Consider the following 25,325-nt stretch of genomic DNA (forward strand, 5'->3'; position numbering starts at 1 on the left):
GCCCCAGGGGAAAGACGCCGCCTCTCCCAAACCATCGGGGACGGCCCCGGACCCTCGGCCGGGGCTGCCGCAGATGGGCGGCCGGAAGGTGGCACCGCGGATTGCCGTCCGGGGTGAACAACGTCCACCCCGCAGGGTTCCTCGGCCCTCGGCGGCACCACGGCCCTGCCGGAAAGAGGGCGTATCTCAGCCGGGCGCGATGGCCGCGCAACGGGGTGCCCGGGCGGGAACCCTGGGCAGGCCGCGCGGCGCGACGACGTAGATCGGGTTGCGCTGCAGCGCCTCGACCTGCACGCTCGGGCCGCCCGTGGACACCAGCCGGTCATAGGCCCGCCGCGCCGCCGCTGCCGCCGGGCCACCCAGCGACACGATGCCGGCCAGCGTCGCCATCGCCGCCCCGGCCGTGCCCTTGGACCAGCCATCGCCGTTGGACAGGCCGCGATCGACCATGGCCCGTCCGATCTCGGCCCAGGTCGCGAGGTAGCGCTTCGTCGGCGGGTCGATGACGATCATGTTGTAGGCCACGCCGTCACGGTAGTTGAAGCCGCGCGCGTCGTTCAGGAAGCGGCCGACGAGGTAGTTGGCCTGCCAGTTCAGGAAGGTGACGGCGTCCTCGTTTCCCCGGCTGGCCGAGGCGATCACGGTTGTGGCCAGGTAGTCCTGCTGCCAGGACGCGACGCCGCCCCCGTAGCGGTCGTAGGAGCCCGGATCCAGCCAGCCATGCGCCTCGCCCTGCATGGCCGTGAGGGCCGGGATCTGCGCCACCAGCCAGCGCCAGTTTTCCCGCGCCACGTGGCGCAGGTAGTCGGTGTTCGGGTCGTCGTCGGGACTCATCCAGGCGGCTTCGTCCACCTGCCGCAACCCCCAGGCGGCACCGCGGATCTGGGTGCGCTGAACGATCACCACGTCGCTCGCGGTCCGCATGGCGGCCCAGCCGCTCAGCACCTGCGCCACGGACTGGGCCTGCAGCCCGTCCAGAAAGGCGCGCCGCCCGGTCAGCAGAAAGGGGACGTAGCAAAGGTCCGGCTGGTGCGGCAGGTCGGGGGACCAGGTCTGGCGGGACGGCTGCTGCAGCATGGAGCGCGGCGGCGGCCCGTTGCGGTCGCTGACCATGAAGCGCGGCCAGTGTCGCGTGTCCATCCAGCCGCCCCCGTTATCCGCTCCCCCGCCCGGGTCCCAGAAATGCCAGGGGATCGCGCCGGACGCCTCGGCCTGGCCGAGGCAGTAGGCCGCGGCGCGCGGGTCGCCGGTCAGCAGCCAGATGGCCTGGGCCTGGGTGGTCGGCCCGATATCCGCCCGGCCGCCGCTGGTGGGCATGTATTGCACCAGCTCGCGGGCGCCCAGCGGCACGGCCCAGGCCGGGGCCGCCACGGCCTGGGCCAGCCGCGCCAGCAGCCGCTCATCCACCCCGACCGAGAGATCGTAATGCGCGACGGCGCCGGTCGCCCCCAGCGCGGCAACATCCGCCCGGACCAGCGGCGGCGTGGGCGCCGGCCGGCCGCCGGGCGCGGCGCCGAGCAGCCGACCCCAGCCGGCATACTGCTCGTGGTTCACCGCCTCGGCCCGCAGCGCGTCCCGCCCGTCCAGCTGCAGGCGCAGGCCATAGGCGGCCGGCCCGCCGCCGGGACGCATGACGATGTCGTTGCGGATCCAGCAATCCACCCAGACCGTGCCGTCGGCCCGCGCCGCGATGTCGGCCACCAGCCGGGCGGAGGTGGCGCCGCCCACCGCGGCGGGCGGCACCGGCAGGGCGAAGCGGGCCTGGGCGGCCAGCGGCCCGGACTGCCAGGGCGAGGCCGTTCGCCGCGCCAGGGCGTCGCGCAACAGGGCGAAGAGGTCCGCCTGCCACGGCGCGCCCCCCGCGGGCAGGATGTCCAGCACCGCCCGCCGCCCCGCCAAGGCCGCGGCGAGGTCGAGGGGCGCTTCCGCATCGCCGGCCCGCACGGCCAGCACCACGCCGCGCCGCTCGCCCGGCCGCAGCGCCGGGGCGGCAAGGCTGACCACGCCGAAGCGCGCCGACCCGTCGGGGTGGCGGGTCTTCACGTCGAGCTGCGCCCGAAGCGCCTGCCCACCCGCCTGCCGCGCCGCGAGCTGCGCGTTTCGCGGCAGGGCCCCGGGAAGAAAGGCCTGGCCGAACACCACCACGGTGCCCGCCGGCGCGCCGCTGCCTTCCAGCACCAGGCCGACCACGTCGCCCCGCCCGGTGGCGCAGGGCACCGGCACCGGCAGCACCGCGCCGGAGGGTTCCGCGCCGCGCGGCTGCGCGACGGCGCGGCGCGGCAGGGCCCCGGCGGCCAGCGTGCCGGCGGCCAGGGCGCCCAACTCCCGGCGCCGCCACGGCCTGTTCGGGTCGCTCATCGTGCTTCTCCCAGGACCCGCCGGAACAGGGCCAGCTGCCCGGCCGTGGTGTCGTCCCAGCCGAAGGCTTCGGCGTAGCGGCGCGTCGCGGCGCGGTCGGGCGGCGCGGCCAGCAGTTCGCGCACACCCTGCGCGATGGCGGCGGGCGTGGTTGCGTCCAGCACCAGCCCGGCCTCCGGCCGCGTCACCGCCTCGCGCGATCCCCAGGCCGGACTCGCCACCACCGGCGTGCCGCAGGCCATGGCCTCCAGCAGCACGTTGGCCCAGCCTTCGCGGCTGGACGCGAGCACCAGGGCATCGGCGGCGGCGTAGAGCGCCGGCAGCGCGTGATGCGGCCTGGCGCCGAGCAGGCGCACCCGCTCCGCCACCCCGTGCCGCCGCGCGAGCGCTTCCAGCGACGCGCGCTCCGGCCCTTCCCCCGCGATCAGCAGGGTATGGCCGGGCAGGTCGCGCAGCGCCTCGACTACGAGGTGATGCCCCTTGCGCTCGATCAGCAGCCCGACCGAGAGCAGGGTCGGTCCCGACAGGCCGAGCGCCGCCCGGGCCGCGGCGCGGTCGGCCGCCGGGCGGAAGGTCTCCAGGTCCACGCCGTTGCGCAGCACGGTCACCTTGCCCGGCGGCGCGCCCAGGGCGACGAGGCCCTCCTTCAGCCCGGCGCTGACGGCGATCAGCGCGTCGGCCCCGGCGACGGCCTGCCGGATCAGCCGGCCCGGCACGGCGTAGCGGGGCAGGAGGCTGGTGTCGGAGCCGCGCGCCGTCAGCACCACCGGCAGGCCGAAATGCCGCCCCAGCCAGACCGCCGCCACGCCGTCGGGGTAAAGGTAGTGGGCGTCGATGGCGTCGAAGGTGAAGCCCTGCCGCAGCAGCCCGGCGAGGGCCACGCGCGCGGCGGCATAGAGCGACAGCGGGTTCAGCAGCATCCCCAGCCGGGGCAGCGTCGCGAAGCGCGGGTGCAGCACCTCCAGCCCGTGCCGCACCTCCCGCGCCGGAACCCGGGCGAAGCGCGCCCAGGCCCCGAAGCGGGGGGAGGCGATGGGAAACCAGGGAACCGGCGCCAGCACGGTGCTTTCCGCCTCGCCGCTTGCCACCAAGTGGCGCAGCCGGTTCTCCACGAAGATGCCGTGGTTGGGCTGCGCGGCATTGGGAAACAGCGTGCTGAAGGTGAGGAGGCGGACGGGCGCACTGCCCGGCCGGGCTGGCAGCGCCGCCGACAGTGCCAGCCCGGCTCCTGGATCGCCGTATCCCATGGGCATGCCATATCATTGGCGTGCCGGATCGAACAGGCAGAACCGGCACCCGCGCGCCCGGGGCAGGCCGTCAGGTCGACAGGAACGCGATCTCCCCGGCACCCAGCAGGGCGGCGGTCAGCCGGCCGGAAAGATAGGCGCCGGTGTCGATCCCCAGGCGGCCGGGGCGCAGCACGGGTTCGGCCTGCACCGTGTGCCCATGCACCACCAGCACGCCGCCGGGCGGCGCCGACAGGAACGGTTCCCGGATGGTGGTCAGGTCCCGCCGCCGCTGGGCCTTGAGCGGCCGGTCCGGCATCACCCCCGCATGCACCAGCAGGAAGCCGTTCCAGCGGAAACAGGCCCGCAGCGACGAGAGAAAAGCGCGATGCCGCGGCGGCATCCGCGCGCGCAGGCGGTTGCGCAGCGTCGCGGTGTCCGGGCAGGCCGTATCGGGAAAGGCAAGGCCGTAGCTCGCCAGGGTCGCGATCCCCCCGAACTGCATCCAGGAGATGCCGTCCGTCTGCCCGTCGAGAAAGGCCTGCATCGAATCCTCGTGGTTGCCGGCCAGGAACACCTGCGCGGGCAGCCCGAGGGGGTTGCGGCAGAGCCGGTCGAGGACGCCGCGGGAATCCGGCCCGCGGTCCACATAATCCCCCAGGTAGCAGACCGCCCAGCGCAACAGGCGGCGGCGGCGCGCATCGGCCAGGATGCGCCCCTCCAGCGCGGCCAGCAGGTCGAGCCGCCCATGCACGTCGCCCACCGCGTAGACCTGCTCGAAGGCGACAGGATCGCGGCGCGTGCAGTCCACAACCGTGCGGCTCGGGCCCGCCCCGCGGGTGGAGCTCATCGGTGCCACGAAGCGTCCGCCATCCCGCCTGTGCCGGGCAGCACAACCTGCCCGCGCACCGGCCGTGCCATCGGCCGATCCGCCCGCGGCGACCCGCGGCGTCCGAGATTGACGGAAGCGCCCGCGCCTTGCTTAACGTGGTCGTTGAGAGCCCACAACTTCATCAAACGGGTTTCATCCAGGTCGCCATGCTCGTGTTTCCCGTCCCTGCCGGCCGTGCCCCCGGCGTCGCGCCCGATGCGGCGGGACCGAAACCCGTCGCAGGGCACCGCCGCCCGCGACCCGGTGCCGCACGCTTCCATCCCCTGTCCGGCCCGGCCTTGCCCGGCTGGTGCGACCCGCTGCTGGAGCCGCCGCTGGAGGGCGACGTCCTGGCCAGCCGTCTCTGGTACGATACCACCCTCGCGCAGGCCATGCCGCCCGGCGCGGAACCGCTGCTGGCCGAAGCCGGCGCGGCCGTGCTGCCGCTGCTGCGGGTTCGGGGCCGGCTGCGGGCGCTGAGCACCCCCTATACGCTTTCCTGGCGGCCCCTCGTGGCGCCGGGCACCGACGCGGCGGCACTGCACGCGGCCGGGCTGGACGCCGCGCGCCTGCTGCGGCGCCAACCGCCCGTGCTGCTCGATGCGCTGGATGGCGACGCACCGACGACCCGCGCCTTTCTCGGCGGCCTGCGCGCCGCGGGCCTCGCCGTGCTGTGCCACGCGCATTTCGGCAACTGGCACGAGGCGCTGCCGGACAACACCGGCTGGGCCGCCTATCTCGCCGCCCGTCCGCCGGCACTGCGCGCCACCATCGGCCGCAAGCTGGCCCGCGCGGCGCGCAGTACGGGCTTCGAGCTGCTGGGCGCGCCCGGCCCCGCGCTGGAAGCCGGGATTGCCGCCTACGAGGCGGTGCGCAGCCGTTCCTGGAAGCCGCGGGAACCCGCGCCCGGCTTCGACCCCGCGCTGATGCGGGCGGCCGCGGCGGCGGGGGTGCTGCGCCTGGGCGTGCTGCGCGACGCGGACGGCGCGCCGCTGGCCGCGCAGTACTGGCTGCTCGACCGGGGCGGACGGCGCGCCACCCTTCTCAAGCTGTCGCATGTCGAGTCGGCGCGCGCGGCCTCGCCGGGCACCGTGCTGACCGCGCTGTCCATCCAACACCTGCTGGACGTGGACGGGGTGCGCGAACTGGATTTCGGACGGGGCGACGATGCCTACAAGCAACTCTGGGTGGGGCAGCGCCGCCAGCGCATCGGCGCGGTGATCGCCGACCCGCTGCACCCGGCCGGGCTGCTCGCGGTCGCGCGGCACGCGGCGGGCCGGGCGCGTCGCGCGTGGCGACGGCGGTTCCCCCCGGCCGCGCAGGGAGGCCTGCCGGGTTGAGGATCCTTTACAGCCACCGGATCCAGTCCTGGGACGGGCAGGGCATCCACCTGGAAGCCATGGTGGCCGCGCTGCGCGAGGCCGGACACGAGGTCCGCGTGGTCGGCCCTCCCGCCTACAGCACCGTGTCGCTGGGCGGCGAGAGCCGCGCCGTCGCGCTCCTGCGCCGCTGGCTGCCGGCCGCCGCGGCCGAGCTGGCGGAACTGGCCTATAGCGGCCCGTCCTTTCGCCGCCTCGCCCGCGCGGCCGCGGAGTTCCGCCCCGAGGTGGTGTATGAGCGCTACAACCTCTTCTTTCTCGCCGGCGCGCTGTTGGCGCGGCGCCACCGCCTGCCCTTCCTCGTGGAGGTGAACGCCCCGCTGTCCGAGGAGCGGGCGCGCTTCGGCCGACTCCGCCTGCAGCGCCTGGCCCGGTTCACGGAAAACTTCGTGTGGCGCGCCGCCGACCGCGTCCTGCCGGTCACCGCCGTGCTGGCCGACCACGTCGCCGCCGCCGGCGTTTCGCGCGACCGCATCGCCGTGGTGCCCAACGGCATCGACCTCGGCGACTTCCCCGCGCCCGCCCCGCCGCCCGACCGCGACGAACTCGTGCTCGGCTTCGTCGGCTTCGTCCGCGACTGGCATGGGCTGGATGCCGTGGTGCGCGCCATCGCCGCCTGGAACGGCACGCCGCGCCTGGTGCTGCAGGTGGTGGGCGAGGGCCCGGCGCGGCCGGGGCTGGAAAGGCTGGCCGCCGAGCTGGGCATCGCCGACCGGGTGCGGTTCACCGGCCTGGCCGAGCGGGACGCGATCCCCGGCCTCCTCGCCGGCTTCGACATCGCCCTGCAGCCGGCCGCCGTGCCCTATGCCTCGCCCCTCAAGGTCTTCGAATACATGGCGGCCGGCCGCCCCATCGTGGCGCCCGACCAGCCCAACCTGCGCGAGGTGCTGGAGGATGGCCGCACCGCCCTGCTCTTCGATCCTGCCGCGCCGGGCGCGATGTGGCGGGCCGTGATGCGGCTGACGGGGGACCCGGCCCTGCGCGCGCAGCTGGGGACCGCGGCGCGCGCCGCGGTGCTGTCCCGCGACTTCACTTGGGCCGGAAACGCCCGCCGCGTGATCGCGCTGTTCGAGGCCGAGATCGCCCGCCGCGCTGCTTCCCCGGCGAGAGCCGCGGAATGAGGCGGGCAGGGCGGCAGGCTGGCCGCGGAACGGCCGGCTGCGGCGCCTCAGCGCACCACTCCCACCCCGACCAGCGGCGTCACCGCGCCGCTCAACCGGTTGCCCTGCAGTTCCGCCGGAACGCCGCTGCGGTTGACAACAAAGGCGGTGGCCCGCCCCTGCAGGTTCTCGAAGCGGTTGTTCTCGATCCGCAGGCTGCGCGTCGGGTGCCGCACCCCCTCCGCCCCAATCATCACCGCGGTGTTGGGGTTGTCGGAACGCGGGCCCTTGCGCAGCGTGTTGCGCGCCAGCAGCAGGTCGCCGCCGTTGGGCACGTCCACCAGGTAGCTGGAATCCCCCTCCGGCCCGTCCTCGATGACGCTGTCCAGCACCTCCGTCCGCAGCGCGCGCGACTTCACGTGGTGGCAGGTGCGGGTGCCCACGAAATGCGAGCGGCGGATGCTCACCGTGCCGAACATCCCCGCATAGATCCCGTGCGCGCAGTCCCGCCCCGGGCGCAGCGCGCCGTTGCCGCGGAACAGGCTGTCCTCGACCACCAGCCGGAACGGCGCGGTGCCGCCCGCGAGGATGCCGTTCTCGTTGTTCTCGAAGACGCTGCGCCGCACCGTCAGATCGCCCTGGCCATCGCCACGGATGCCGGCGCCGTTGCCGTCGGGCACCGCGGCGCCGCGAAAGGTCAGGTCGATCACGGTCAGGTTGGGCGCCGCGGCGACGAACAGGCCCTTGCCGCCGCAGGCGGGGCCGGTGATCACCACCGCGCCGCCGGGCGCGGCCTCCACCGTCACCGAGGCCGCGCGCCAGGTCGCGCAATCCGCGTAGGTGCCGGGCGCGATCAGCACGCGATCCCCCGGGCGCACCGCGGCCGCCGCCTCGCTGGGCGCGCGGAACCGCTCCCCGGGGCCGACGCGCAGGGTTTCCGCCGCGGCCGGGGCCGCGGCCAGCAGCGATGCCAGGATGAGCTTCGCGCGGACGGGCATGACGCCTCCCTGCCGTTTTCCCGTCCCTCGGTGGACGCGGCGTGACCGGCGGAACTCTGCCCGCGGCGTCACGGGCCGGTCCAGCGGCGCCGCTGGTGCTGCACGTCTTTCCCACCTTCACGGTGGGCGGCGCCCAGGTGCGCTACGCGGCGCTGGCGAATCGCTGGGGGCCACGCTGGCGGCACGCCGTGGTTTCGCTCGACGGCCGCTTCGATTGCGCCGAGCGGCTGCGCGTGCCGGCGGACCAGATCGCCTTTCCCACCGTGCCCGGCGAGCGTTTTCCGCAGCGCCTGCTGCGCATCCGCCGCCTGCTGCGCCGGTTGCGGCCCGACGTGCTGGTGACCAGCAATTGGGGCAGCATCGAATGGGCCATCGCCAACCTGGCGCCGCCGCGCCTGCATCACCTGCACACGGAGGACGGCTTTGGCCCCGACGAGGCCGCGCGGCAGAAATGGCGCCGGGTCCTCACGCGCCGGCTGGCGCTGCGCTTCGGCACGGTGGCCCTGCCGTCCCGCCTGCTGCTGCAGGGTGCGCGAACGATCTGGCGCCTGCCGGAAGCGAGGCTGCGCTTCGTGCCGAACGGGCTGGACCTGCGCCGCTTCCGCCCCGACGGACCGCGTGCCGCGCTGGCGGTGCCGGGGCAAGGGCCGGTGATCGGCACGGTGGCCGCGCTGCGCCCGGAAAAGAACCTCGCCCGCCTGATCCAGGCCGCCGCCCTGCTGCGGCGGGACGAGGTGGCGCTGCGGCTGCTGGTGATCGGCGACGGCGGCGAGCGGTCCAGGCTGGAAGCGCTGGCGGCGGAACTGGGCCTGGGGGGCGCATCGCTGTTTGCCGGCCACGTGCCGGACCCCGCGGCGGCCTACCGGGCGATGGACGTTTTCGCCCTGTCCTCCGACACGGAGCAGATGCCGTTTTCCGTGCTGGAAGCCATGGCGAGCGGCCTGCCGGTCGCCAGCACCGACGTGGGCGACCTGCGCGCGATGCTGCCGCGGGAAAGCCTGCCGCACGTTGCCGCGCCGGAGGCGGCGGCGCTGGCCGCGGCGCTGCGGCCGCTGCTGGCGGATGCGGCGCTGAGGGCTCGCCTTGGCGCGGCGAACCGCGCCAAGGCGGAGCGGGACTACGACGAGGAAACCATGTTCGCCGCCTATGCGGCGCTGATCGACGGCGCGCGAACCCCCCAGCCCCGGGCCGAAGCGCGCCAGTCCCCGCGGCCCCGGCACCAGGAACCCTGAGCCACCCCACCCCGCGCGAGCTGCGGGACCACAGGACCCGCGGCCGTTTGTCCTCAGCGCCCGGCGCGCAGCTCGGCCCGCAGGCGCTCGGCCTGCGCCCGCTCGGGAAAGGCGGTGCTTGCCGACAGCACCGGCTCCAGCACCCGCATCGCTTCGTCCCGCGCCCCGCTGGCGCGCAGCGCATAGGCGAGGCGATAGGACATGCCCGGGTCCGGCGCGGGCCGCCCGGCAGCGGAGGCGGCCACGGCCTGGCGCAGCAGGGGCACCGCCGCCGCGGCATCCCCGCCCTGGGCGCGGATCCAGCCGAGCGTGTCCGCCGTTTCCGGCGTAGGGGCGATGTAGTAGGCGCGCTCGGCCAAGCCCCGCGCGCGGCCCAGCGCCTCCGCCCCGCCGCGCTGCTGCGTCAGCCAGGCGAGGTTGTTGAGCGCGGTGGCATCCTGCGGCGCGCGCTCCACCGCCGCCGTCAGCCGGCGCTCGGCCTCGGCATTGCGGTTCGCCAGCATGTCGAGCTGAGCGAGGGCGGAAAGGGCGGCAGGGTCGTCCGGGGTCCGCGCCAGCCAGGCGTTGAGCGCGGCGGCCGCCTCGGCCGGCTTGTTCGCCGCCTGCCAGGCACGGGCGAGGCGCAGCGCCAGGACCTGCGACGGCGCGCGCTGAAAGGCGGCGGCATAGGCCCTGGCGGCATCCTCCGGCCGCTGCGCGCGCAGCAGCAGGTCGCCGCGCAGCGGGGCCGCGGCGGGCAGGCCGCCCGGGCGCTGCGCCAAGCGGTCGGCAGCGGCCAGCGCCGCGTCCAACCCGCCGACCTGCTGCGCCAGCCCGACCACCCCGCCCTGCAGCACGGGATCGCCGGGCGCCGCGCGCAGCCCTTCCTCCAGCACCGCCTCGGCCCCGCGCGCGTCGTCGCGGCGGGCCAGCAGCACCGCGAGCTGCCGGCGGGCCGGCGCGGAAGCGGGGTCGGCGGCCAGCGCCGCGCGGCTCGCCGCCTCGGCCTCGTCCCACTGGCCCTGGGCGGCCCGGACCTCGGCCAGCAGGAGCTGCAGCCCGGCATCGCCGCGCCGGTTCTGCAGCGGTTCCGAGCCGAGCAGCGCGGCCGCGCGCGCCGGATCGCCCGCGCGCAGCTGCGTGTTGGCGGTGATGAGCGCGAGCTGCAGCTCACCCGGCGCCGCGGCCTGGGCGGCTTCCAGGGCCGCGCGCGCCCCGGCGCTGCCGGACTGCGCGGCCGCGGCCAGGCGCAACCCCGCCTCGGCATTGCCGGGATCGCGCCGCAGCACCTCGCCGAGCAGCCGCTCGGTTTCCTCGTCCCGCCTCTCAACAATGGCCACGCGCACCAGGCCGAGCCGCGCGGGGATGGACTCCGGATTGGCCCGGAGCGCCCCGTCAAAGGCCGCGCGCGCGCCGGGCAGGTCGAGGCGCATGAGGCGAACCGAGCCTTCCAGCAACTGCCCCGCCTCGGTGCCGCGCGCGGCGGCGTCCATCCGGTCGAGCTCGGCCTGGGCGGCTGCGGCGTCGCCGCGGGACAGGGCGGCGACTGCCAGCATCGGCCGCGCCGTGGCTCCGTCCGGGGCGACGCGCAGCGCTTCCTGCGCCGCCGCCGCCATGCCCGCCGTGTCGCCGGTGGCGAGGCGCGCGGCGGCGAGCCGGCCGAGGATGCCGGCGTTGTCCGGCGCGGCCGCGGCGGCGCGGCCAAAGGCTTCCGCCGCCTCGCGCGGGCGCTTCGCGGCCATATGCGCGCGGCCGAGCAGGTCCAGGGCCTCGGCATCGGCCGGGCCGCGGGCGGCGTAGCGGGACAGGGTGCCGGCCGCCGCGTCCGGGCGGTTCCCCTCCATCTCGATGGCGGCCAGCAGCTTCGCCCCGCGGCCATCCTCCGGGCGGCGGGCGAAATAGCGCCGCGCCGCGTCCTCGGCCTGGGCCGGCTGGTTCATGGCGCGCTTGACGGTGGCCAGCAGCAGCAGCGCCTCGGGGATGTTGGGGATCTGCTGGCTGATGCGCTGCAACGCCTCGTCCGCGCCGCGCCAGTCCCCGGCCTGGCCGAAGATCATGGCGCGCAGGATGTTGGCGGGCGGGTTGCCGGGGGCGGCGCGCAGCACGGCATCGAGGTCCGCCTGGGCGCCGGCGGCGTCGCCGAGGCGGAGCAGCGCTTCCCCCCGCTGCAGGCGCGCCTGCAGGGTGCCGGGGGCGCGCGACAGCACCCGCCCGGCGGCCTCGGCGGCGGGGCGGAACTGCCCGTCCTCGAACAGCAGCGCTCCCTGGCGGAGCAGGGCTTCGGCATTGTCGGCATCGGCCGTCAGCGCCCGGGCCAGGGCGGCTTCCGCCGCCCCGCGGTTGCCGGTCGCGGTGGCAACAACCGCGGCGGCGAGGTTGGGCTCCAGCCCGGCGGGATCCAGGCGCAGCGCCTGTTCGGCGGAACGGCCCGCCTCGTCCCGCCGGTCCAGGGCGAGCTGCGCCCGCGCGCGCATGGCGGCCACCGTGGCGGCGAGTTTCGGCGGCGCGCCGGCTTCGGCCGGGAAGTCGCGCAGCAGGTCCTGGAAGCGCCCGAGCGCGAGATAGGCGCGCAGCAGCAGCACGGTGCCGGCCGCGCGGTCGTAGCCGCGCTCCATCGCCGCGCGGGCTTCGCGCTCGGCGGTGTCGCCGTCGCCGAGGTCCAGGCTGGCCGCGGCCAGCGCGGCCCGGATGTCGCCCGCATCGGGCTTGGCGCGCACGGCGTTGCGCAGTTCGATCTGCGCGGCGCGCAGGTCGCCGCGGGCCTGCGCCGCCTGGGCGCGCTCCACCGAGGCGGAGGCCGGCGCCGCGGCCAGGGCGGCGGCCAGCGTGAGCGCCGGGAGACGGAAGCGAGTGGCCATGAGGAGCCTCCACGAGGGCGGGGTTGTCTCGGCGGTCGGCACGGCAGTCACGGGCCGGACTGCGCCGCGGTGGCGGCCGCGCGGGGCGGCGTCAGCCCGTGCGCGCCGAGCAGGTCGTAGAGCGTCGGCCGGCTGATTCCCATCAGCCGGGCCGCCGCGGACAGGCTGCCGTTGCTGCGGGCCAGCGCCCGGTCGATCACCTCCCGCTCCGCCCGCATCCGGGCGCTGCGCAGGTCCAGGTCGGCCTCCGTTCCGCCGTCCGGCGCCGCTTCCGGCACGGCCAGCTCCAGGTCGGCGGCGGAGACCAGGGGACCCTCGGCCATCAGGGCGGCGCGGCGGACCCGGTTTTCCAGCTCGCGCACATTGCCCGGCCAGGGATGGGCCGCGATCGCTTCCGCCGCGCCGGGGTCGAAGCCGCGCAGCCGTCGGTCGAACTGGTTGGCGTGGTAGGCCAGGAACCAGCGGGCCAGCAGCAGCGCGTCGCCGCCGCGCTCGCGCAGCGGCGGGATGCGCACGGTCATGGAGTTCAGCCGGTACAGCAGGTCGCCGCGGAAGCGGCCGCTGGCCGCCTGTTCCTCCAGCGGCTGGTTGGTGGCGGAAACGACGCGCACATCCACCTGGATCGGTGTGCGGCCACCCAGGCGCTCGATGATCTGGTCCTGCAGGAAGCGGAGCAGCTTCGCCTGCAGCGTGGCCGGCATCTCGCCGATCTCGTCGAGAAACAGCGTGCCGCCGCTGGCCGCCTCGATCTTGCCGATCACCTGGCGGACCGCCCCGGTGAAGGCACCCCGCTCGTGGCCGAACAACTCGCTTTCCAGCAGGTTCTCCGGGATGGCGGCGCAGTTGATGGCGACGAAGGGCCCGCGCGCGCGCGGCCCCATGGCGTGCAGCGCGTGGGCGAGCGCCTCCTTGCCGGTGCCGCTCTCGCCCAGCAGCAGCACGGGCACCGAAACGGAGCCGAGCCGCTCCACCGTGCGGCAAACCTTGAGCATGCCCTCGTCGGCGGTGACGATCCCCTGGATCGGGGAGGTGCGGCTTCCCGCGAGGAGGCGCAGGTTCTCCTCCTCCAGCTCCCGCAGCCGCAGGGCGCGCTCCAGAACGGTGCGCAGCACCGCGAGGTCCACCGGCTTTTCCTGGAAGTCATAGGCGCCGAGGGCGACGGCACGCAGGGCGTTCTCGCGCTGGCCCTGGCCGCTGGCCACCACCACCGGCAGCCGCGGAAAGGCGCGGCGCAGCGCTTCCAGCGTGGCGAAGCCCTCCGACACGCCCTCGGCATCGGGCGGCAGGCCGAGATCGAGCAGCACCACGGCGGGCATTTCGCGGCGCGCCATCTGCTCGGCCGCGGCGCGGTCATTGGCCAGCACGACGCGGTAGGCGGGAAAGGCCCAGCGATACTGCGCGCAAAGCCCTGGGTCGTCCTCCACGATGAGGAGCTTGGGCCGGCTCATGCCCGGGCCACCGACAAGGCCGCGCCGTGCGCGGCGACGGCTTGTGCTTCCGCCGCGGCCGGAAGAAGCAGGCGCATGGTGGTGCCCCGCCCCGGACGGCTCAGCACCTCCAGCTCGCCGCCGGCCTGGCGCAGCAGCTCCCGCGCCTGCCAGGCCCCGATGCCGTTGCCCTTCGGCTTGGTGGTGCGCAGCGGGCGGAACAGCTCGTCGCGGATGAACTCGGGGCTCATGCCCGTGCCGCGGTCGGCGATCTCCACCACGACATGCCCGCCCTCGCGGCGCAGGCTCACGCGCACCGGCACGTCCGGCGGGGAGGCTTCCGCGGCGTTGTCGAGCAGGTGGGTCGCGACCGCGTCGAACTGGTCGGGCCGCATGGCGATGCGCTCCGGGGGGAAACCCCCGCCCTCGACCTGCACCGGATGCGCCCGCCCCCGCGCCAGCGCGTGCAGGCGCTCGAACGGCACGGTCGTCGTCATCTCCGGAACGGCGGGCGGCGCGCGGCCGCTCTCCCCCTCGCCGTCGCTGCGGAGGCGCTCGATCAGCGTGTCGATGCGGCTGGCGGCGGCGCGAACCGTCAGCAGCATGTCCGCCTGGAACTCGGGGTCCTGCAGATGGTCCTCCGCATTGGCCAGCAGCAGGGTGAGCTGGCTGGACACGGTTTTCACGTCATGGGCCACGAAGGCGAAGCGCTTCGCGTAGTCGGTGACGCGCCGGCTGTCGGCCAGGTTCGTGGCAGCCTGCCGTTCCGCCAGAAACATCGCCACCTCCCGCCCGAGGGTTTGCAGCAACTCGAAGACTTCCTCGTCGAGCGGGAAGGGCGCGCGGGGCGGGGACAGCGCCACTACGCCGAGCAGTCCCTCGGAATGGTGGCAGAGCGGCACGGCGAGCCAGAGCGGGCCGTAGGCGGCATGCAGCCCGCCCGCCGTGGCCTCCGCGTCCAGGACGAGGACGTTGTTCTCCGCCGCCAGGGCCGCCAGGAAGGGATGCCCCGGCAGCAGCACGAGCGGCGCCGCGGGCAGGTTCCAGGACCCGGCCCAGCGCAGGTCGGCCTCCCCCTTGCGGGACAGGGATCGCAGCAGCAGCACGCCGGCGGGGCTGTCCACGGCGTCGGCGATGGCGCGAATGGCGCGCACCGGGGCCGCCGCTCCGCTGTCCGGGGCGGACAGGGCGGCGACGCAGCGCAGCCATTCCCGCCGGTAGTCGTAGCGGACGCTGAAGAAGTGATCGACCACGAGACGCCGCACCCGCGAGCGCACCGAGCGGGAGGCGAGGGCGACGGCCAGCGTCATGATCCCGCCGGCGATGAGGCTGACCTGGGCGGTCCGCCCCCAGCCGGCATGCAGCTGGCGCAGCGCCTCGCTCGTGGCGCCCATGCCCAGCAGGAAGGTGCCGACCACCACCAGCGTGGCCCCGTGGAACACCACGTCGCGCGACAGCGCGGGATTGCGCCGCCAGCGCCGGTCCCGCACCGCCGCCACGGCGAGCAGCGGCATGGCCAGGGCGGTGAGGGCGGCGCGGGCATCGAGCAGCGTGGCGGAGAAGGCCTGGGACAGCGCGGCATCCGCGTAGAGCAGCACGTCGAAGGCGGCGAGCCCGCCCAGCGCGATGCAGGGCAGGTTGACGTGCCAGGCGGCGCTCTCGTTGGCGTTGCGCCACAGGTTCTCGGCCAGCAGGATCACCAGCAGAACGAGGGCGAGGCGCATCAGCAGCGCGGGCGATCCCAGGGTCGGCAGCACCAGCGCGCCGGCCAGTCCGGGCAGCAGCAGGGCCAGGGCCAGCAGAACCAGCACCGCGCCGGCCATCTCGAAGCGGCGCACGAAGAAGGTCGCGCGGGTCCCGCCGAGGCGCCGGGACAGGGTGGTGAGCAACAGCAGCCAGGCGCCGGTGCGCAGGATCTCGAGCACGCCGGCCGGGCCGTCGAGGGGCGTGTCGGGCGCCAGGGCCACGGCGGCGGCCCAGGCGGCGGTGACGAGGCACAGGCCGGCCGGCAGCATGGCACCCCGGCCGCGGCCGGCCAGCAGGACGAGCACGGCCCAGACGAGGCAGATCGCGGCGCAGCCGACATGCAGGCCGGCGGAGGCGGCGGTCACATCCCTCGCGCCCCGACTGCCGGGATCATCGCGATCCTTCCTGGAACAGCACCACGCGAATGGTGGCCACGAGGATCAGGAGATCGAGAAACAGGCTGCGCCGCCGGATGTAGTAGAGGTCGTAGGTGAGCTTCATGCGCGCATCCGCCACCGAGGCGCCGTAGGGGTAGTTGACCTGCGCCCAGCCGGTGATGCCCGGCTTCACCAGATGGCGGGCCGCGTAGTGCGGGATCACCTGCGCGAGCTGCTCCACGAAGGCGGGGCGCTCCGGCCGCGGGCCGACGAAGGCCATGTCCCCGCGCAGGACGTTGAGCACCTGCGGGATCTCATCGATGCGGGTGAGGCGCAGGAAGCGGCCGATCCGGGTCACGCGCGGGTCGCGCTGCGTGGCCCAGCGTGGGGCGCCACCGACCTCGGCATCCACCACCATGCTGCGGAACTTCAGCAGGCTGAACACCCGGCCGCCGCGGCCCACCCTGTCCTGGCGGTAGAAGATGGGGCCGGGGCTGTCGAGCTTGATGGCCAGCGAGGCCAGCAGCAGCACGGGAAGCGTGATGACGATCAGCGCGAGGCTCAGCGTCAGGTCGAAGCCGCGGCGCAGGGCCGCCTCGGCCGGATAGCGCCGGTGGCCGGCCGCCCAGTTCACCGGCAGCCGCAGCAGGTCGACGCGCCCCAGGCGGTGCTCGAAGAACTCGGTCCTGTCGAGCAGGCGCACGCCGGCCGCGGAAAGCCTGGCGCGGGTGGAAGCCGGCAGCACCGACGGATCCTCGGCCACCACGGCCCAGGTGCGCGACGCCCGCAGCCGGGCGGGCGAGAGCTCCTCCTCGACCGCAGCGGCGGCGGAGGCCGTGGGCGCGACGTCGAGAAACGCGATGTCCAGAAAGGTTTCCTGGCGCGTCCAGCGATCGGCCTCGCCATCCTGCCCGGGTGCCCGCACCACCACGACGCGGGACCGGAAGCGGCCGGTGCGCGACGCGGCCGCCAGCCCCAGCCGCGTCAGCATCACGACGCCCACGAAGCCGAGCGCCACCAGCGCCGGTCCGAAGCCCGCACTGGCCGAGGCCGGCAACAGCGCCTGGGACGCGATCCAGGCCAGGAGCGTGAGCAGAGCGGCGGCGGTGACGGCACCGACGACCAGGCGGCGGGACTGCATCCAGGCCTCGGGCTGGTACAGGCCGCTGGCACCGCAGGCCACGCCGGAGCAGATCGCGAGGGCAGAGGGAAAGGTGATGGCGCCGCTGCTTCCCGCCGGCAGGAGCCCTGCCGTTTGCCAATGGAAGGCCGTATAGCAGAGAGCGAAGCAGGCAAGCGTTTCTGCCACGTAGAGCAGGAGCAACCCGGAGCGGACGCTGTGGCCGAACAGCCGGGTCATGACCGGGCTCCCAGGACTGCAGCACTCTCGCGCGGGGCCATGATAGGTATTTCTTCCCGAAATACGGTGGTTCATCACGTGTCGGATCGATACGGGTATGCAAGATAATTTTTGAAGCAATGTCCAGATAATGGATGAACTTGGGTGGCAAATCGCGTGATCGTGATGACGCGTTCTACAACCGAAAATTGCAAATTATCCTGATCTCAACTTAAAAGCGCAAAGAAGACTGAAGCACTATTGATGATGGATCCTAGGAGAAATCCGCACTCGTAGTGAGTAGAGGCGGACCACTCGCGACCTGGGCGAGAGGATCATGGTCGTCCTCCCACTGCCGTGATGTACGCTGGAACTAAATTTGAGACTTTGCCCCGAATGTGTTTGCGTTTCGATACCGTTGCGATAATCCTCGTAGAGGCTCGAAAACTCGTTCACCATTGTGGGTGCGGGTGGTCCGCGGCGCCCGCTGCAAGTGGCGCCGCGGGTTCAAACGTGCGGGAGGTATCATGCGTCAGCCAAGTCACCGGCTCGCTCTGTTGCTTGTCGCTGCTTCCCTGACGGCCTGCACGGCCTCCGCACCCCGCCCTTCCACCCCGCTGGCCCAGGAAGCCGCGGCGCAGGACACGCATTACGTGATCGGCCCGGGCGATGCGCTCGGCATCTTCGTCTACCGCGCCCCGGAACTCAGCGTGGACCTGCCCGTCCGCCCCGATGGCCGCGTGTCCATGCCGCTGGTGGCTGATATCCAGGCGGCAGGCCGAACGCCCACGCAACTCGCCGAGGACATCGCGGAACGGCTGCGCGAGTACGTGCGCGACCCCAACGTCACCGTCATGGTGCGCTCCTTTGTCGGGCCGCCGGCACGGCTGATCCGCGTGATCGGCGAGGCCGCGGAGCCCCTGGCCCTGCCCTACCGGGAGGGGATGACGCTGCTCGACGTCCTGATCAGCGCGCGCGGCCTCACCCGCTACGCCGCCGGTAACCGGGCCGAGGTCATCCGGCGCAACTTCGACGGGTCGCCGCCCCAGGTCATCCCCGTCCGCCTGTCCGCCCTGCTGCGCGACGGCGACGTGTCGCAGGACCTGCCGATGCGCCCCGGCGATACCCTGGTCATCCCGCAGAGCTGGTTCTGACGCGATGCTCCCGGTCGAGCAGCTGCGGCGCTACGCCGCGATCAGCTGGCGGCACCGCTGGAAGGCGCTGGCGCTGGCCTGGGTGGTCTGCCTCGCCGGCTGGTTCGGCGTGTCCATGATCCCGAACCAGTACCAGGCGAGCGCGCGCATCTACGCCGATGCCGATGCCATCCTCGGGCAAACGCTGCGCGGCATCGCGGTGGACGGCGCCACGGCGGCGCAGGTCGACACCCTCCAGCGCACGCTGCTGAGCCGCCCCAACCTCGAGCGGGTGGTCGCCCGGAGCGAACTTGACCAGCGCGTGACCAGCGTGGCCGGTCGGGAAGGATTGCTGACGCGGCTCGCGCGCGACATCCGCATCATGCCGCAGGCACGCAACCTGTTCCGCATCGAGTACAGCGACGTTGACCCGCGCACCGCGCAATCGGTGGTGCAGGCCACGCTGAACCTCTTCATCGAACGCGCGGCCAGCAATGACCGCCAGCAGATGGAGAATGCGCGCGGCTTCATCGACCAGCAGATCGCCTCCTACGAAACGCAGCTCCGCGAAGCGGAACGGCGCCGCGCCGATTTCCGCTCGCGCTACCTCGACCTGCTGCCCAATGACGCGCTGGGCGGCGTGACGCGCCTGGAAACGTCGCGCAGCCGCCTCGCGCAGCTGCGCGGCGAGGTGGAGGATGCGCGTTCCCGCCGCGACCTGACCCGCCAGCAGCTGCAGGCGCTGCCCGCCACTCTGCCGGCCGAGGCGGTGGGCGGCGGCGGCGGACCCAGCCGCGCGGCCGAGGCGGAGCGCCAGCTGCGCGAGCTGCGCCTGCGCTACACCGACCAGCACCCCGACGTGATCGCCGCCCGCGCGGCCCTGGCCCAGATCCGCGCCGGCGGCGACGGCGACACGGTGCGGGGGGACGGCGCGCCGCGCGGCGGCCGCAGCCTGCCCAACCCGGCCCGCGAGGCGATCCAGCTCCGCATGGTGGATGCCGATGCCCAGCTGGTTTCGCTGGAACGGCAGGTGCGCGACGAAACGGCCGAGGTGGAACGGCTCGAGGCGCTCGCGCGCGGCGCCCCGCAGCTGCAGGCGCAGTTCCAGAACCTCGACCGGGACTACAACGTGATCCGCCGCAACTACGAGGAACTGCTCGGCCGTCGCGAATCCCTGCAGATCGCCGGGGCGGCCCGCGTCGGGGCCGACCAGGTCCGGCTCGAGATCATCGAGCCGCCGACGGTGCCCACCCTGCCGATCGGCCCGAAGCGGATGCTGCTGAGCGTCGGCGTCCTCCTGGCGGGGCTGGGGGCGGGCGCCGCGCTGGCCGTGCTGCTGGCCACCATGGACCGCAGCTTTCATTCCCTGCAGGACCTTCGCCGGCTGAACCTGCCGATCCTCGGCGCCATCTCCTCCCTGCAACCGCCGCGGCGGGCCGGGGCGGTCTACGTCTTCGCGGGGGCCCTTTCGCTCCTGTTCCTCGCCTTCGGCGCCGTGACGGTCGGCGGACCCTCGCTGCTGGCGCGGGTGCCTTCCCTCGTGTCGCGGGTGCTGGCGTGATGTCCTCCTCGCGCACCCGGACCCATCTGGTGGAGCGGGCGGCGGAAGCCCTGGGCGGCCTTTCCGCGCTGGGCGCCGCGGGCGCCGGGCTGGCAGGACCCCTGCCGGTCCCCGTCCTGCCGCCCGCCCCCGTGCTCCGGGAAACGGCAGGGGGCGAGGCTGCGCCGCCGCGCGCGTCCATCACCGCCGAAACCCTGGCGCGGGCCGGCCTGGTGAGCCTGGAGCCGGGACGCAGCCGGCTGTCGGAGGAACTTTCCGTGATCGCCCACCAGGTGGTGGGCCCGGTCCTGACGCCGGGAAAGGGGGAGCGGACTCCGCGCCTCGTGCTCGTCACCAGTGCGCGCCCGGGGGAAGGCAAGAGCTTCACGGCGCTGAACATCGCCGCCCGCATCACCGTCACCTCCGGCCACCCCGTGGTGCTGGTGGATGCCGACGGCAAGCGCCACTCCCTGAGCGACCTGCTGGGCTGCAGCGCCGAACCGGGACTGCGGATGCTGGCGGCTGACCCCACGCGGCATCCCGCGCCGCTGCTAGTTCCCACCGCCAGCGAACGGCTCTCGATCCTGCCCTATGGCGGGGCCACGAGGGAGCACAGCGGGGTGCTGTCCGGCACGGCCGTGGCCGCCGCGGTGCAGGCCCTCGCGGCGGCCCTGCCGCGGCACATCATCATCCTCGACGCCCCGCCCTGCCTGTCCACCAGCGAGGCCAGCATGCTGGCGCCGGCGGTGGGGCAGGTCCTCATGGTGGTGGAAGCGGAACGGACGCAGGGCAGTGAGCTGGAAGCGGCCCTGGACATGGTGGATGCCTGCCCGATGCTGCGGCTGGTCCTCAACCGGACCAACTTCACGCCCAGCAACACCTTCGGAGCTTACGGCTACGGGGCCTACGGCACCAGCCACCACGATGCCCCGACCTGACCACCCGCGCCCGGTCGCGCCCGTTCTGCTGGCCCTGGCGGCCGTCCTCCTGCCCTGGGCCGCAGCGCCGGCCCGGGCACAGGTGGGCGGCGCGGATACGGCGGCCGGGGCCGCGGGCGGCGGCAGCGCGGCGGGTGGCAGCGCGGCCACGGGCGGCGCGGCCTCCGGCGCCACGCTGCCCGATCCCGGCCTGGTGCCCGGCGGGATGGCCACCGCGCCCGGGGAACTGCCGGTGCGGCTGGGCGGCTTCTTCGACTCCCCCTATGGCGGGCCCGTGCCCCTGGGCGGCACCGCCCCGGCCCGCAGCTGGACCATCCAGCCGAGCATCGGCATCCAGCTGCTGGCAACCGACAACGCCTTCCAGGGCAGCGACGGCGAGCGCCAGGCCGATTTCGTCACCTCCATCAGCCCCGGGCTGATCGTCACCGGCGACAGCGCCCGGCTGCAAACATCCTTCCGCTATTCGCCCAGCCTGCAGCTCTACGCCGCCTCGCCCCGGCAGGACCGGATCGACCACCGCTTCAACGGCACCGCGGTGGCCACCCTGCTGCCGGGCTCGGTTTACCTCGACATGCGCGCCTCCGCCGCGGCGCTGCCGATCACCGGCACCCGCTCGGCCTCGGACGAGGCCACGCTGCCGCGCAACGACCGCACCCAGACCTTCAACTTCTCGCTCAGCCCCTACTACATCCAGCGCTACGGCGGCCTCGCCACCTCGATCATCGGCTACGCCTTCCAGTACGCCGACCAGGGGGGAAGGCCCGCCACGCTGACCCCGGGCGGCGCGCCCTTCTTCACGCCGCAGGACTTCATGTCCCACACCGGCTTCGCGTCGCTACGCACCGGCGAGGATTTCGGCCCCCTCGCCGTGGAAGCGCGGCTGAGCGGCACGACCTATTCCGGCGGCGGCGTGCTCGACGGCGCGCACCGCGCGCTCGGCATCGTGGAAACGCGCTACGCCTTCAACCGCGTCGTCACCGGCCTGGTGGAAGCCGGCTACGAGGACCAGGAATACGGCGGCGTCCCGCCGGTGCGGATCAGCGAAGCGGTCTGGAGTGTTGGCCTGCGCCTCGATCCCGGGCCGCGCAGCATGATCCTGCTGCGCTACCAGCGCCGCAACGGGTACGACGCGCCGCGGATCGACGCGCGGGTGGGGATCGGCGCGCGCACCGTGCTGTCCGCGAGCTATTCGGACGAGATCACCACCTTCGCGCGGCTCGGCGCCGACTTGCTCTCCCAGACCTCGGTGGACGCGCTCGGCAACCCCGTGGACACGCGCACCGGCGCCCCCGCGCGCGACGCGTCGGGCGGCGGCCTGCTGTCCACGCAGAACGGGCTGTTCCGCAGCCGGCGCGCCACTGCCAGGCTGAGCCAGGTCTGGGACCGCGACACCATCTCGCTCGAACTCGCGCGCGAGGAACGCATCCCAATCTCCGTGCAGGACAACACCACGGCCTTCCGGCAGGAAAGCCACTCGATCGGCGCCAGCTGGTCGCACGCGCTGTCGTTCCTGACCAGCCTTACGGGCTCCGTGCGCTACGGCCGCACCCAGTCCGCCGGGCTGGGCCCCGACGGCGACACCTACGCGGTGCGCGCCACCCTGGCGCACCGCTTCAACGAGAACCTCGTGGGCTCGCTGCAATACCTCCTCACCAATCGGTCCACCGACCTGCTCGCCCCGGGGGACCGGCAGGCCCGCGGCGACACGCTGCAGAACGCGGTGATCGCCACGCTGCGGCAAAGCTTCTAGGCCGCCGCCCGCCGCGCAACCGCCCGCTCTTCCACCCCAGGAAAGGCTCCACACCCCTCGTCACCGACCGCCGCCATCCGCTTCAGGGCCACCCCGACAATCCCCCTGGGAAAGGCAGGCGCGGTCCGCACCACTCTTCTCGCCCGCGCGGGCCAGGCCCGGGGGCACGAACCAGGACGCCGTCCATGCACATCGACCATTACCGTCTGCGAGAGCACCCCTTCCAGATGACGCCGGACGCGCGGCTCTTCTACCCGAGCTCCGGCCACAGCCGCGCCTACGCGCACCTGACCTACGGCCTGGCGCAGCGGGAAGGCTTCGTGGTCGTCACCGGCGAGGTCGGCGCCGGCAAGACCACCCTGATCGAGCGGCTGTGCAGCGAACTCGACCCCTCGGCCTTCATGGTGGCGCGCATCGCCACCACCCAGGTCGGGGGCGACGACCTGCTGCGGCTGGTCGCCGACGCCTTCGGAGTGCCCGCCGAGGGCAGCAAGGCCTCGCTGCTGCGCGGCATCTCCGAAACCCTGCGGGCCGGGGCGAGGGAGGGCGAGCGGCGCCACCTGCTGATCGTGGACGAGGCACAGGCCCTCGCGCCGGCGGCGCTGGAAGAGCTGCGCATGCTGTCCAACGTCACCGAAGGGCCGCGCGCCCTGCTGCAAACCCTGCTGCTCGGCCAGCCGCAGCTGCGGCGCATCATCGCCAGCCCCGACCTCGACCAGCTCCGGCAGCGCGTGCTGGCCTCCTACCACCTGGGCGGGCTGACGCGCGACGAGACGCACGCCTATGTCGAGCACCGCATGCGCGCCGTCGGCTGGGACGGCTGGCCGTCCTGGGAAAGCGGCGCGCTCGACGTCGTGCACCGCCACAGCGCCGGCCTGCCGCGGCGCATCAACCGCCTCTGCTCGCGCGTGCTGCTCGGCGGCGCGCTGGAAGAGGCGGACGTGCTGACCGTGCCGATGGTGGAAGCCACCGCCCTGGAGCTGGAGGAGGATCTCGGCGCCGGGCTGGAGGGCGACGATGCCGGCCGCTCCGTGTTCGGGCGCCCCTCCCGCCCCCGCGCGCTGGAAGAAACCCTCGGCGACCTGGCGGACCGGGTCGAGGCGCTGGAGCGCCTGACCTCGCAGCGCGAGCGGGTGTTCAACCAGCTCATGAGCTTCTTTTCCGAGATGCAGGGCCGGCATCGGTGACCCTGCCCCGCAACGCGATGAGCGTGGACGTGGAGGACTGGTTCCAGGTGCAGGCCTTTGCCGGCGTCATCCGCCGCGACGACTGGGACGGGCTGGCGCGCCGCGTCGAGGCCAACACGGACCGGGTGCTGGAACACTTCGCGGCGGCGGGCGTGCGCGCCACCTTCTTCACCCTCGGCTGGGTGGCCGAGCGCCACCCGGCCCTGGTGCGGCGCATCGTCGCCGCCGGCCACGAACTGGCGAGCCACGGCCACGGCCACGAGCAGGTGCACGTGATCGGCGAAGCGGCCTTTCGCGCCGATATCCGCCGCGCCAGGGCGGCGCTGCAGGATGCGGGCGGCGTGCCGGTGCTGGGCTACCGCGCCCCCACCTTCTCCATCACCCCGAACACGCCCTGGGCGCACGCCGTCCTGGAGGAGGAAGGGTATCGCTATTCCTCCTCGGTCTTCCCCGTTCGCCACGACCTGTACGGCGCGCCGGATGCGCCGCGCGGGCCGCACCGGCCGCGCCCGGACGGCGTGGTGGAACTGCCGATGACCACGCTGCGGGTGCCCGGACGCAACCTGCCCTGCGCCGGCGGCGGCTGGTTTCGCCTGCTGCCCTACGCGCTGTTCCGCGCCGGGCTGCGGCGGGTGAATGCCGAGGGCCGGCCCGGCATCTTCTACTTCCATCCCTGGGAGGTGGACCCGGACCAGCCGCGCGTGACGGCGGCCGGGCGGCTGTCCCGCTTCCGGCACTACACCGGCCTCGCTACCATGCTGCGCCGGGTGGACCGGCTGCTGGGCGATTTCCGCTGGGGGCGGATGGACGAGGTCTTCGCCGCCCAGATCGGACCGCCCCGGTGACCGTCCGGATCCGCGAGCTCGACGACGCGTCCGCCGGCGCCTGGGACAGCTTCGTCCGCGCCACCCCGGCCGCGACCTTCTTCCATCTCTCCGCCTGGGCGCGGGTGATCCGCGGCGCCTTCAACCACCCCACCCACTACGTCTTCGCCGAGCAGGACGGCGCGGTGGTCGGCGTGCTGCCGCTGGCGCGGATGCGGACGCGGCTCTTCGGCGACAGCCTGTCCTCCACCCCCTTCTGCGTTTACGGCGGCCCCGTCGCGGCCTCGCCGGACGCTGCGGCGGCGCTGGAAGCGCATGCGGTCGGCCTCCGCCGCCGCCTGGGCGCGCCGGTGCTGGAATTCCGCCGCCGCGCCGCACCCGACCCGGGGTGGGAGGAACGGCCGCCGCTCTACGTCACCTTTCGCAAGCCCTTCCGCATCACCGGCGACGACGGCAAGGACCAGGCGGCCAACATTCCGCGCAAGCAGCGGGCCGAGGTGCGCAAGGCGATCAGGCTGGGCCTCGCCTCCGTGTCGGATTCCGACACGGACCGGCTGCACCGCATCTATGCCGAGAGCGTGCGCAACCTCGGCAGCCCGGTTTTTCCGCGCCGTTATTTCCGCCTGCTGGCCGAGGCCTTTCCCGGGGAGCACGACGTGACCACCGTGCTGCATGACGGCCGCCCCGTCGCGGCCGTGCTGAACTTCCATTTCCGCGACGAGGTCCTGCCCTATTACGGCGGCGGCACGCGAGGCGCGCGCGCCGTGTCGGCCAACGACTTCCTGTACTGGGAGGTGATGCGCCGCGCCGGCGCCGAGCGCGGGGCGACGCTGTTCGACTTCGGCCGCAGCAAGATCGACACCGGTGCCTTCAGCTTCAAAAAGAACTGGGGCTTCGAGCCGGAGCGCCTGCACTACTGCTATCGCCTGGCCCCCGGCGCCCGCATCCCCGACAACAACCCCAACAACCCGAAATACCGGCTGATGATCGCCGTCTGGAAGCGCCTGCCCCTGCCGGTGGCGGGGCTCGTCGGTCCGGCGCTCGTGCGCGGGCTGGGGTGAGC

The 25,325-nt window shown here is 74.1% G+C and carries 18 protein-coding genes; 10 read left to right on the forward strand and 8 right to left on the reverse strand.

Features of this window, described 5'->3' with window-relative positions; translation table 11 throughout:
• Positions 1-186 precede the first annotated feature (186 nt).
• From ACLIBK_RS15795 to ACLIBK_RS15805, 3 genes are all read right to left on the reverse strand, one after another.
• Positions 187-2,358 (reverse strand): hypothetical protein, encoded by a 2,172-nt coding sequence (locus ACLIBK_RS15795; protein WP_415388242.1) that lies wholly within the window; start codon positions 2,356-2,358, stop codon positions 187-189.
• Complete coding sequence (locus ACLIBK_RS15800; RefSeq protein WP_415388243.1) at positions 2,355-3,611, reverse strand: glycosyltransferase family 4 protein; 1,257 nt, start codon at positions 3,609-3,611, stop codon at positions 2,355-2,357. The genes ACLIBK_RS15795 and ACLIBK_RS15800 overlap by 4 nt, the downstream gene beginning before the upstream one ends.
• Positions 3,612-3,675: 64 nt before the next feature.
• Positions 3,676-4,434, reverse strand: a complete 759-nt coding sequence (locus ACLIBK_RS15805) for a metallophosphoesterase (RefSeq protein ID WP_415388244.1) — start codon at positions 4,432-4,434, stop codon at positions 3,676-3,678.
• 320 nt (positions 4,435-4,754) lie between these two features.
• Here ACLIBK_RS15805 and ACLIBK_RS15810 point away from each other — a divergent pair, with 320 nt between their 5' ends.
• On the forward strand, positions 4,755-5,795 hold the full coding sequence (locus ACLIBK_RS15810; RefSeq protein WP_415388245.1) for a GNAT family N-acetyltransferase: 1,041 nt from the start codon (positions 4,755-4,757) through the stop codon (positions 5,793-5,795).
• A complete protein-coding gene (locus ACLIBK_RS15815) occupies positions 5,792-6,955 on the forward strand; it encodes a glycosyltransferase family 4 protein (protein WP_415388246.1) in 1,164 nt (387 codons plus the stop codon). The genes ACLIBK_RS15810 and ACLIBK_RS15815 overlap by 4 nt, the downstream gene beginning before the upstream one ends.
• A gap of 47 nt (positions 6,956-7,002) precedes the next feature.
• Here ACLIBK_RS15815 and ACLIBK_RS15820 read toward each other — a convergent pair whose 3' ends face one another.
• Positions 7,003-7,932 carry a hypothetical protein gene (locus ACLIBK_RS15820; protein ID WP_415388247.1) on the reverse strand — a complete coding sequence of 310 codons (930 nt, stop codon included), beginning with the start codon at positions 7,930-7,932 and terminating at the stop codon, positions 7,003-7,005.
• A gap of 41 nt (positions 7,933-7,973) precedes the next feature.
• Here ACLIBK_RS15820 and ACLIBK_RS15825 point away from each other — a divergent pair, with 41 nt between their 5' ends.
• A complete protein-coding gene (locus tag ACLIBK_RS15825) occupies positions 7,974-9,164 on the forward strand; it encodes a glycosyltransferase (protein ID WP_415388248.1) in 1,191 nt (396 codons plus the stop codon).
• Between the two features lie 53 nt (positions 9,165-9,217).
• On the opposite strand, the gene prsT is transcribed toward ACLIBK_RS15825, so the two are convergent.
• Genes prsT through ACLIBK_RS15845 form a run of 4 tightly spaced genes read right to left on the reverse strand, consistent with a single transcriptional unit; the run spans position 9,218 to position 16,911 of the window.
• On the reverse strand, positions 9,218-12,001 hold the full coding sequence (gene prsT, locus ACLIBK_RS15830) for an XrtA/PEP-CTERM system TPR-repeat protein PrsT (protein WP_415388249.1): 2,784 nt from the start codon (positions 11,999-12,001) through the stop codon (positions 9,218-9,220).
• Positions 12,002-12,048: 47 nt separating this feature from the next.
• Positions 12,049-13,449 (reverse strand): PEP-CTERM-box response regulator transcription factor, encoded by a 1,401-nt coding sequence (prsR, locus tag ACLIBK_RS15835; RefSeq protein ID WP_415388250.1) that lies wholly within the window; start codon positions 13,447-13,449, stop codon positions 12,049-12,051.
• Entirely contained in the window at positions 13,446-15,539 is a 2,094-nt protein-coding gene (prsK, locus tag ACLIBK_RS15840) for an XrtA/PEP-CTERM system histidine kinase PrsK (RefSeq protein ID WP_415388251.1), read from the reverse strand. Before prsK ends, prsR begins: the two co-directional genes overlap by 4 nt.
• Before the next feature lie 25 nt (positions 15,540-15,564).
• Positions 15,565-16,911, reverse strand: coding sequence for an exopolysaccharide biosynthesis polyprenyl glycosylphosphotransferase (locus ACLIBK_RS15845; protein WP_415388252.1), 1,347 nt, complete (start codon positions 16,909-16,911; stop codon positions 15,565-15,567).
• Positions 16,912-17,447: 536 nt separating this feature from the next.
• Here ACLIBK_RS15845 and ACLIBK_RS15850 point away from each other — a divergent pair.
• The 7 genes from ACLIBK_RS15850 (at position 17,448) to ACLIBK_RS15880 (ending at position 25,323) form a co-directional block, all read left to right on the forward strand.
• A complete protein-coding gene (locus tag ACLIBK_RS15850; protein WP_415388253.1) occupies positions 17,448-18,044 on the forward strand; it encodes an XrtA/PEP-CTERM system exopolysaccharide export protein in 597 nt (198 codons plus the stop codon).
• A gap of 4 nt (positions 18,045-18,048) precedes the next feature.
• Positions 18,049-19,584 carry an XrtA system polysaccharide chain length determinant gene (locus ACLIBK_RS15855; protein WP_415388254.1) on the forward strand — a complete coding sequence of 512 codons (1,536 nt, stop codon included), beginning with the start codon at positions 18,049-18,051 and terminating at the stop codon, positions 19,582-19,584.
• Complete coding sequence (locus ACLIBK_RS15860) at positions 19,584-20,501, forward strand: P-loop NTPase (RefSeq protein ID WP_415388255.1); 918 nt, start codon at positions 19,584-19,586, stop codon at positions 20,499-20,501. Before ACLIBK_RS15855 ends, ACLIBK_RS15860 begins: the two co-directional genes overlap by 1 nt.
• Complete coding sequence (locus ACLIBK_RS15865; protein ID WP_415388256.1) at positions 20,488-22,251, forward strand: hypothetical protein; 1,764 nt, start codon at positions 20,488-20,490, stop codon at positions 22,249-22,251. The genes ACLIBK_RS15860 and ACLIBK_RS15865 overlap by 14 nt, the downstream gene beginning before the upstream one ends.
• 185 nt (positions 22,252-22,436) lie before the next feature.
• Positions 22,437-23,438: an AAA family ATPase gene (locus ACLIBK_RS15870; RefSeq protein ID WP_415388257.1), complete on the forward strand. Its 1,002-nt coding sequence runs from the start codon at positions 22,437-22,439 to the stop codon at positions 23,436-23,438.
• The gene (locus ACLIBK_RS15875; protein WP_415388258.1) at positions 23,435-24,283 is read left to right on the forward strand and encodes an XrtA system polysaccharide deacetylase; all 849 of its coding nucleotides are present in this window, start codon (positions 23,435-23,437) and stop codon (positions 24,281-24,283) included. The genes ACLIBK_RS15870 and ACLIBK_RS15875 overlap by 4 nt, the downstream gene beginning before the upstream one ends.
• On the forward strand, positions 24,280-25,323 hold the full coding sequence (locus ACLIBK_RS15880; RefSeq protein WP_415388259.1) for a FemAB family XrtA/PEP-CTERM system-associated protein: 1,044 nt from the start codon (positions 24,280-24,282) through the stop codon (positions 25,321-25,323). Before ACLIBK_RS15875 ends, ACLIBK_RS15880 begins: the two co-directional genes overlap by 4 nt.
• Positions 25,324-25,325: the final 2 nt, after the last annotated feature.

The sequence above is a fragment of the Roseomonas sp. BN140053 genome (genome assembly GCF_047690175.1).
Lineage (GTDB): Bacteria > Pseudomonadota > Alphaproteobacteria > Acetobacterales > Acetobacteraceae > Roseomonas.

What these genes read in the sequence shown, in the direction of transcription:
- ACLIBK_RS15855 (WP_415388254.1), top strand. Translation starts at nt 18,049, where the DNA reads ATGCTCCCGGTCGAGCAGCTGCGGCGCTACGCCGCGATCAGCTGGCGG.
- ACLIBK_RS15820 (WP_415388247.1), bottom strand. Translation starts at nt 7,932, where the DNA reads ATGCCCGTCCGCGCGAAGCTCATCCTGGCATCGCTGCTGGCCGCGGCC.
- ACLIBK_RS15805 (WP_415388244.1), bottom strand. Translation starts at nt 4,434, where the DNA reads ATGAGCTCCACCCGCGGGGCGGGCCCGAGCCGCACGGTTGTGGACTGC.
- prsT (WP_415388249.1), bottom strand. Translation starts at nt 12,001, where the DNA reads ATGGCCACTCGCTTCCGTCTCCCGGCGCTCACGCTGGCCGCCGCCCTG.
- ACLIBK_RS15870 (WP_415388257.1), top strand. Translation starts at nt 22,437, where the DNA reads ATGCACATCGACCATTACCGTCTGCGAGAGCACCCCTTCCAGATGACG.
- ACLIBK_RS15865 (WP_415388256.1), top strand. Translation starts at nt 20,488, where the DNA reads ATGCCCCGACCTGACCACCCGCGCCCGGTCGCGCCCGTTCTGCTGGCC.
- prsR (WP_415388250.1), bottom strand. Translation starts at nt 13,449, where the DNA reads ATGAGCCGGCCCAAGCTCCTCATCGTGGAGGACGACCCAGGGCTTTGC.
- ACLIBK_RS15860 (WP_415388255.1), top strand. Translation starts at nt 19,584, where the DNA reads ATGTCCTCCTCGCGCACCCGGACCCATCTGGTGGAGCGGGCGGCGGAA.
- ACLIBK_RS15845 (WP_415388252.1), bottom strand. Translation starts at nt 16,911, where the DNA reads ATGACCCGGCTGTTCGGCCACAGCGTCCGCTCCGGGTTGCTCCTGCTC.
- ACLIBK_RS15795 (WP_415388242.1), bottom strand. Translation starts at nt 2,358, where the DNA reads ATGAGCGACCCGAACAGGCCGTGGCGGCGCCGGGAGTTGGGCGCCCTG.
- ACLIBK_RS15800 (WP_415388243.1), bottom strand. Translation starts at nt 3,611, where the DNA reads ATGCCCATGGGATACGGCGATCCAGGAGCCGGGCTGGCACTGTCGGCG.